Consider the following 7,905-nt stretch of genomic DNA (forward strand, 5'->3'; position numbering starts at 1 on the left):
GATACTTGTCTAGGATTATGATACCGCACTCTTTCTACGAAGAGTGTTGGTCGGTAGAACGTTGAACATTTTACGTGACAGACGTTTTTCCTGTCACAACCACCTATGTTCAGTTTTCAAAGAACATCCTATACACCAAATTACACCATTTCGAATGTGTGGTGTATAGAACATATTTTTGGTATTTTATCTGCACACCGCATTTGAGTGAACATTCATCCCATCCCTAAAGGGGGTGCCAGCGCACCGTAATGGGCTTTCTTTTCGTAAAATCTGTAATATGAAAGAAACATAATAAATAATAGGATTTCTTTAACAAGAAGGCGCGATTCTTTAATAAGAATCGCTTTTTCTATATGAATAAGTGTAAGTGAGTGCATTAGTTAAAAATGTACCAGCACTTATTCATTGTACAGGAGGAAAGGATCGCACAGGATATATAGCAGCTATCATTCAATTGCTTGTTGGAGTATCTTATGAAAGGACTCAAATGTATTTAAGTAGAATGACTCCAGCAATCCTAGCGGGAGTCATTTGTTTGCCGCTTTACTGTAGTTTCCTGGTGGATTTTTTAGAGGAACCTCTATTTTTGGAGATAAACATTACTTTGACACGAAACCATTGGGTGTTATATTATGAATAATATGAAACCATATAGTGTTGCATTTTAAATTAAATAAGGAGAATGATTATGGAAACAAATAATCAAAAGACAGTACCAGATATTAAGCAAACTGTTATTTTTGAAGCATCTATTCAAAAAGTATGGGATACAGTATCTACTTCGGAAGGTATTGCAGCATGGTTCATGCCAAATGATTTTGAGCTGGAAGTAGGGTATGAATTTCATGTGCAATCACCTTTTGGGCCATCCCCGTGCAAAGTATTAGAAATTGATGCACCTTATCGACTTTCTTTTTCATGGGATACAGATGGTTGGGTTGTATCGTTTATTTTAAAAGAGATGGGCGATAAGACGGAGTTTACTCTGATTCATACTGGATGGAAACATTCTGATACTATTCTTCCGAAAGCCAACGAGGAAAGTGCTGTTATTCGTGACAGAATGAATCAAGGTTGGGTAGGAATTGTGAATGAAAAGCTTAAAAAGGTTGTTGAGGGCTAAATGTCTTCATCAGCAGAAAAATACGATGTATTTCAAGCTATTGCCGACCCAACTCGTAGAGAAGTACTTAGATTACTTACTGAAAAAGAACTATCTATTTCAAACATAACATCTTATTTTCCTATGAGTCGTACAGCCATTGCAAAACACCTTCATATTCTTTCGGAAGCAAAATTAGTTAGTGGTCGAAAGGTCGGTAGAGAAAAACTTTATCGACTGCAACCAGAATCTTTAGAAGAATTAAAACAGTGGCTTTCATTTTTTGAACAATTTTGGACTAATAAGTTGTCAATTCTCAAACATGTGGTTGAAAATGATGGACAAGCTGGATTATAAGTTATTCAAACTGAATGTGATGAACAAAAATGACAATTGTAAATATAGTCTATCAAATTTTTGAATCGTACGAGTGATCGAATAATTGAACCGTTTTATATCGAATTCAACAAAATTAGTATAGGATAAAGTAAACATTTTGAAAGTGAGTTGAAAGCTGATGATGTGGTTGTCACGATTTGAAAATGATGTACCTGTAGTTCTTCTCCCTTAACGGTAGAAGAACTACATCTCCGTTAAGGACAAGAATTGTCTAGAGAAAAACGGAGGGTACAAAATGAAAAACACCTTATTAGGTTCTTTATATTTATCACTCGCTGCTAGTATTTGGGGCGGGATGTATGTTGTAGTAAAAGTTGTGGTAGATGTTGTACCGCCACTTGAATTAGTATGGTTTCGCTATGTTATTGCGATTTTTGCATTGTTCATTATTGGTGTTGTAACAAAACAATCATGGCATATTGGAAAACGAGACTGGCTATTACTTTTCATGATTGGGCTTATTGGGAACACAATTTCTATCGTAACCCAAGAAGTCGGTACGATGCTTTCTACCGCACAAATGGGTGCTATCATTACTTCAACGACACCTGCATTTATGGTGTTATTTGCCCGCATCATTTTAAAAGAAAAAATCACGTTTAAAAAAGCAATTTCTATTATTCTAGCAACAATCGGTGTCTGTATGATTGTTGGAAATGCTAATATTGATTCATCTCATCAACTTGGCGGTGTATCACTGCTTGTTGCAGCACTAACATGGTCACTTATGTCTGTTCTTATTAAACGTGTACCGGAACACTATTCACAAATTATCGTGACGAGCTATGCTATTCTTGTAGCAATTGCCTTACTAACGCCTTTTACAATTAGTCGATTAGCTGAGCTTGATTTTCAAGCTATGATGCATCCATCTATTTGGGGCGGTCTTTTATACTTAGGAGTTATTTCGACGGCATGCGGCTTTTTACTGTGGAATCGCGGGCTGCAAATGCTTAACGCTTCGAGCGGCGGATTATTTTTCTTTTTCCAACCTATAGTCGGTACTTTTTTAGGATGGCTATTACTAGGTGAACAAATTGGATTTTCTTTTTGGATAGGTACCCTATTAATCTTTATGGGTGTACTATTAGTCATTAGAGAAGAATAAGCATCACGAAAAAGCTGATTGGTGTTATTTGCCGATCAGCTTTATATATGTAACTAGTTGTTCTGTATTTTAGTTGAATAAATTTTAAAGCACTTTATTAGTATTAATCGTTAACAAATATGTTAATGTTGGTTTGAAATAAAGTTTAACTGTTTATAAAAAGTTGCACTGTTTTCACCCCTTTAGATTTGATTATCCAAAGGGGTGTCTTTATTTCCCAAAAAATAAACATCTGAAATTGTGAGTAGTAGTGCTGTAACCCAACGAAATTAGGTTATTTTTAAATACAAAATAAATAAGTAGTAAGGTGCAGTCACATGTGTAAACAGAGGTAAACTATTGGGATGAAGAAGAAAAAATAGAACGTAAAAGCCCATTCTAATGAGAGGTGTTTTTCATTGCAATAAGAAGATATTTCTGATAACATTAATGTCCATTTCACCGCTGTAGACGATTGTCAAGAACCTTATTTCCAAGAATGAGAGGAGAACGAAATGACATCGAAACAGCACCCGGACAGGAAAAGTGAGCAAGAAAGATTAGAATTTACAAAGCGTTATATGGATGTGGTCATTAAGACTGCTGAGACGAGCAAGGGTCAATTTAAGAAAATTATGCAGGAAACGTTTGGAGATGAAGACTGGAAGGAGTCAGGGAGGTATGCCGAATTACTGACGACGGCCAATTTCTTTGACATGTCGCAAGCGGAGCTGGAAAGCCTTAAAAAAGCACAAAGCAAGCCGTATTTTGCTAGAGTGGATTTCACGCGGGATGAAAACGGAATAAAGGAAATTCTTTACTTTGGTAAAACTTCTTTGTATCAGCGTGAAAATCAGGAGCAGATCATTGTTGACTGGCGTTCGCCGATTGCCAACCTGTATTACGAGGGTAGAATCGGTTCGGTAACATACGAAGCAGAAGGGGAAACATTCTCAGGTGATATTACGCTGAAACGACAGTTAATGATTGAGGATGGAAATTTAGATGAAATCCGTGACATTGATTTGACAACAACGGATGAGCTGTTGCAAGATTCGTTAGCGAAGAGCTCCAGTAATCGTTTGACCGAAATTGTTTCCACGATTCAGGAAGAGCAAAATAAAATTATCCGGGCCGATTTGAATAAGCCGATTATTGTCCAGGGCGCGGCAGGGAGCGGAAAGACGACGATTGCCCTCCATAGAATTTCTTATTTCATCTATTACTATAAAGATTTATTTGATCCAAGACAGCTGATGATTTTGGCGCCAAGTCGACTGTTTATTGATTACATCTCAGAGGCGCTGCCAGAGTTAGGGGTAGAAAAAGCGAAGCAATTTACCTTTACGGAATATGTACAGAGTGCGATTGAATGTGAGTTGAACATCATTCCTGATAAGAAACTTATTGATTTGCTTGAAAAGAAAGATGATGAGACAGCAGAGTCAATCTGGGTTTCAGGGATTAAGGGGTCATCCAAATTTAAAGGAATCCTCGACCAATATGTGAAAGAAATCATCACTCGATTCTTTCCAAAGGAAGATTTCTACTGTGATAAATACCGACTTTATTCGGCTAAAAAGTTCAAGAAGCTGTTGGTGGAAGAATATTGGTATTTACCGATTTATACACGAGTCGATAAGTTAAAGCAGATTTTGCAAAGTCAAGTAAAATCGAAGAAAAAAACTATGCTCGACCGAGTGACTAATTTTTATGATACGAAGATTCAAAAGGCCTTAACTAGAAATATTAAACCTGATCTTCGCCGAGAGTACGTCACAAAATTCTTGGATAAAAAAGCGGAACGAACAGAAGAAATTAAGAAAGCGATTCGTACATCTGTTAAAGCTTATTTTAAACCATTTGAACGAAAACATATTCTTGAATACTATCAGGAGCTTTTTACCGATTCAAAGATGCTGGTTACATATAGTGATGGGACACTCTCCATTGAGGAAGCGGAACGACTTTGCCGATATCAAATGGAATTTTTTAGAGAAAATCAATATGAGCTGGAGGACTTAGGTGCTCTACTATACCTCTATTCACATCTGTTTGGAGTCGATAAAGAGAAGCGGGCCAAGAATATCGTCATCGATGAAGCACAGGATTACAGCTTCATGCAGCTGCAAGCGTTAAAAACGTCATCTGACACGGATATGTTCACATTGGTCGGCGATCTGGCGCAAGGGATTTACTCGTATCGCGGATTAGAAGAGTGGGAGGAAGTTCATCACAATATTTTTCCGCGCGCTACCTATACTGAGCTTAAGAAAAGTTATCGAACGACAGTTGAAATCATGAATGAAGCCAATAAACTATTGGAACTATTACCTTATAACTTTCCTCAAGTAGAGCCAGTCGTTCGTCACGGTGAGAAACCTATTTTTATTAAAAAGGTGAATCAATCCTGGGGAAAGGAGTTGCTTGACCGAGTTCAAACTATGAAACAAGAAGGACTACGCACATTTTCTGTCATTGCCAAAACGATGGAAGATTGCCGGGAAGCTTACAAAGTGTTGAGTGAAATAGACGAATCAGTTTGCTTACTCGAAGAACAAGCATCCATCCCAAAGGATCAACTAGTTATTTTGCCATCGTATCTAGCAAAAGGACTTGAATTTGATGGCGTTTTTGCAATTTCTCTGAACGAATCCTATACAATCGAAAGCGAATTGGACATTAAATTACTGTACGTCGTCATGACAAGGCCGCTTCATCGCCTCTTTTTTATTGGGGGTTCTGAAGAGGATTTTTTAATCAGGAACTAAAGCGAAAGGCTGAACCATATTGAGAGGTTCAGCCTTTAGTTATATCTGAAATGAACAACATTTTTGGTAAATTGGATATCTCTATTAAAGTTTAATAGAGATTGTGGAGGTTTGTACTTAAACGCAGAAGCAGAATAGTTTAAATAGAAATAGAAACGGAATTTTTAATCTATTGTGAAATATGAGAAACGACACTTCTTGCTCTTATATTACTGTTTTGCTTTCCATTCTAAAAAAGCATCTACTGATTCATCCAATAATCTTTCCCGATTTGGGTCTTCATTGACATCTGTATCCACTTCTATTGCTTGTTTAAGGATGCCATATGTATCATCTTCTTTATTTAATCGATTAACTTGATTTTTATATGGGACTGGATTATGGCGATTATTTTTTTGAGTTGGCATATAATCTCCTTCTGTAACAGATATTTTATAATTATTATGAACAATTAATCCAAAATTAAATCCAATACTACGTTTAGATTGATTATTATTTCAGTTTCTTTCACGAACCGGTCCTGTACTTGATTAATGAGAAGATTTCTTATCTATTTTCTTACCTTATAAAGAGTGTATATGGTTTGAAACTCAGCATACATGGTGATGATTGAGGAAAATAATAAATTTACGAATGCTCTAATTGAAAAAATTCTCCCATTATATACGGAAATCATTTAGATTTAGTAATGTCTGCTATAAAGGACTCAGATAATGATTAGGATAAAAAGTTGAGTGCCTGCCCCTCTATTACAGATTTCCCCAATGAGAAAGCCCATCTACTATATAGCGTCAAAAGAAAAACAGATTATTTGATCCAGAAATTTGATGGAATAAAAATAAAAGCCGATTTGTCTGGTATTTCAAGTATAATGAACTATATTCGGGTTTTACATATAATATTTCTTTGAGAGAATCCTATATATAAGTCGGATAATACAAAAAACGAGGTTAATACATGAGGAAAAGAAATTTTGAGGATTATAATTTAAGCGATGAAATAAAAAGAGCACTTGCTGTGTTAAAATATGCAATTCCCACAGAGGTTCAGAGTGACGTAATACCATTAGCAATGGAAAAGAAAGATCTTGTAGTAAAATCTCAAACAGGTAGTGGCAAGACTGCATCCTTTGGTATACCTATTTGCGAAATGATTGAATGGGAAGAAAAAAAGCCACAGGCAATTATTCTTACACCAACTAGGGAGCTTGCTGTCCAAGTTCGAGAAGATATAACGAACATTGGAAGATTTAAACGAATTAAAGCTATGGCTGTTTATGGAAAAGAACCTTTTGCGAAACAAAAAGAAGAATTAAAACAAAAAACTCATGTAGTCGTCGGTACACCCGGGCGTGTCATGGACCATATCGAAAGAGGGACTCTAGTTTTAGACCAAGTAAAGTATCTTATAATAGATGAAGCTGATGAAATGCTTAATATGGGTTTTATCGACGAAGTAGAAGCGATTATAAATGAAATCCCTTTAAACAGGGTAACGATGGTATTTTCCGCCACATTACCTAGAGATGTTGAAAATCTCTGCCATAAATATATGAAAAATCCTATTAATATTGAGATTGCTACTACTGGGGTAACGACGGATACAATTGAACATAGTTTAATCGAAGTTAAAGAAGAAGAAAAAATTTCACTGCTTAAAGACGTTACGGTCGTTGAAAACCCAGAGAGTTGTATCATTTTTTGCAGAACTAAAGAACACGTAGATATAGTCTTTACCGAATTGGAAGAATCCAATTATTCTTGTGAAAGACTCCATGGAGGATTAGAACAAGAAGTACGGTTTGCCGTTATGGATGGTTTCAAAATGGGGAATTTTCGTTATCTTGTGGCCACTGATATAGCTGCAAGAGGAATTGATATTGATAATGTGACACTTGTCATCAACTATGATGTTCCAATGGAAAAAGAGAGCTATGTCCACCGAACAGGAAGAACGGGTCGCGCTGGCAATGAAGGAAAGGCGATTACGTTTGCGACACCTTATGAAGGAAAATTCCTTAAAGCAATTGAAAAATACATTGGCTTTAAGATACCTATAATGGAAGCTCCTACAAATGAGGAAGTTGCTAGAAGAAAAGCTGCCTTCGAAGAAAAAGTAAGCGGACGCCGAGTCGTTAAAAATAATAAAACTGCCCGAATAAATAAAGATATTCTGAAACTTCATTTTAATGGGGGAAAAAACAAGAAGATTCGAGCTGTAGATTTTGTTGGAACTATTGCAAAAATTCCTGGAGTAACCGCAGATGATATTGGCATTATAACAATCCAGGATAATTTATCATATGTGGATATTCTTAATGGAAAAGGCTCTCTAGTCTTACAAGCCATGGAGAATACAACAATCAAAGGAAAGAAGCTGAAAGTTAGCAAGGCTATTAAATGACCACTCCCATGGCTAAAGCCGCTGGGGTTCTTTCTCACAAATATCCCACTTACCACCTTCCATCAGAAGAGGCAGAGGCGAGACTTGGGTGAGCAACACTTGAGAGAAAAACAGTCTTTCAAGAGGGCAAGGTCGATGCC

General features: G+C 36.5%; 7 protein-coding genes. 6 read left to right on the forward strand and 1 reads right to left on the reverse strand.

The genetic code is table 11. From position 1 onward, the window contains the following. Nucleotides 1-370: 370 nt before the first annotated feature. From V7068_RS01135 to helD, 5 genes are all read left to right on the forward strand, one after another. Nucleotides 371-643, forward strand: coding sequence for a tyrosine-protein phosphatase (locus tag V7068_RS01135; RefSeq protein ID WP_499710577.1), 273 nt, complete (start codon nt 371-373; stop codon nt 641-643). 48 nt (nt 644-691) lie between these two features. Further along, nucleotides 692-1,126, forward strand: a complete 435-nt coding sequence (locus V7068_RS01140; protein ID WP_499710579.1) for an SRPBCC family protein — start codon at nt 692-694, stop codon at nt 1,124-1,126. Next, complete coding sequence (locus V7068_RS01145; protein ID WP_499710581.1) at nt 1,127-1,462, forward strand: ArsR/SmtB family transcription factor; 336 nt, start codon at nt 1,127-1,129, stop codon at nt 1,460-1,462. A 277-nt stretch (nt 1,463-1,739) separates the two neighbouring features. Next, entirely contained in the window at nt 1,740-2,612 is an 873-nt protein-coding gene (locus tag V7068_RS01150) for a DMT family transporter (RefSeq protein WP_499710583.1), read from the forward strand. A 494-nt stretch (nt 2,613-3,106) separates the two neighbouring features. Continuing rightward, nucleotides 3,107-5,362, forward strand: coding sequence for an RNA polymerase recycling motor HelD (gene helD, locus V7068_RS01155; protein ID WP_499710585.1), 2,256 nt, complete (start codon nt 3,107-3,109; stop codon nt 5,360-5,362). 209 nt (nt 5,363-5,571) lie between these two features. Here the strand turns inward: helD and V7068_RS01160 are convergent, their stop codons facing one another. Further along, on the reverse strand, nt 5,572-5,769 hold the full coding sequence (locus V7068_RS01160; RefSeq protein ID WP_252295067.1) for a hypothetical protein: 198 nt from the start codon (nt 5,767-5,769) through the stop codon (nt 5,572-5,574). A 550-nt stretch (nt 5,770-6,319) separates the two neighbouring features. On the opposite strand from V7068_RS01160, the gene V7068_RS01165 reads away from it, so the two are divergent. Then, nucleotides 6,320-7,765: a DEAD/DEAH box helicase gene (locus V7068_RS01165; protein WP_499710588.1), complete on the forward strand. Its 1,446-nt coding sequence runs from the start codon at nt 6,320-6,322 to the stop codon at nt 7,763-7,765. Nucleotides 7,766-7,905 lie beyond the last annotated feature (140 nt).

Source organism: Bacillus sp. JJ634 (assembly GCF_036962285.1).
In the GTDB taxonomy this organism is placed as follows: domain Bacteria; phylum Bacillota; class Bacilli; order Bacillales; family DSM-1321; genus Peribacillus; species Peribacillus asahii_A.

Coding starts and splice junctions, on each gene's coding strand:
- V7068_RS01140 (WP_499710579.1), top strand. CDS start 692: ATGGAAACAAATAATCAAAAGACAGTACCAGATATTAAGCAAACTGTT.
- V7068_RS01150 (WP_499710583.1), top strand. CDS start 1,740: ATGAAAAACACCTTATTAGGTTCTTTATATTTATCACTCGCTGCTAGT.
- helD (WP_499710585.1), top strand. CDS start 3,107: ATGACATCGAAACAGCACCCGGACAGGAAAAGTGAGCAAGAAAGATTA.
- V7068_RS01165 (WP_499710588.1), top strand. CDS start 6,320: ATGAGGAAAAGAAATTTTGAGGATTATAATTTAAGCGATGAAATAAAA.
- V7068_RS01160 (WP_252295067.1), bottom strand. CDS start 5,769: ATGCCAACTCAAAAAAATAATCGCCATAATCCAGTCCCATATAAAAAT.
- V7068_RS01145 (WP_499710581.1), top strand. CDS start 1,127: ATGTCTTCATCAGCAGAAAAATACGATGTATTTCAAGCTATTGCCGAC.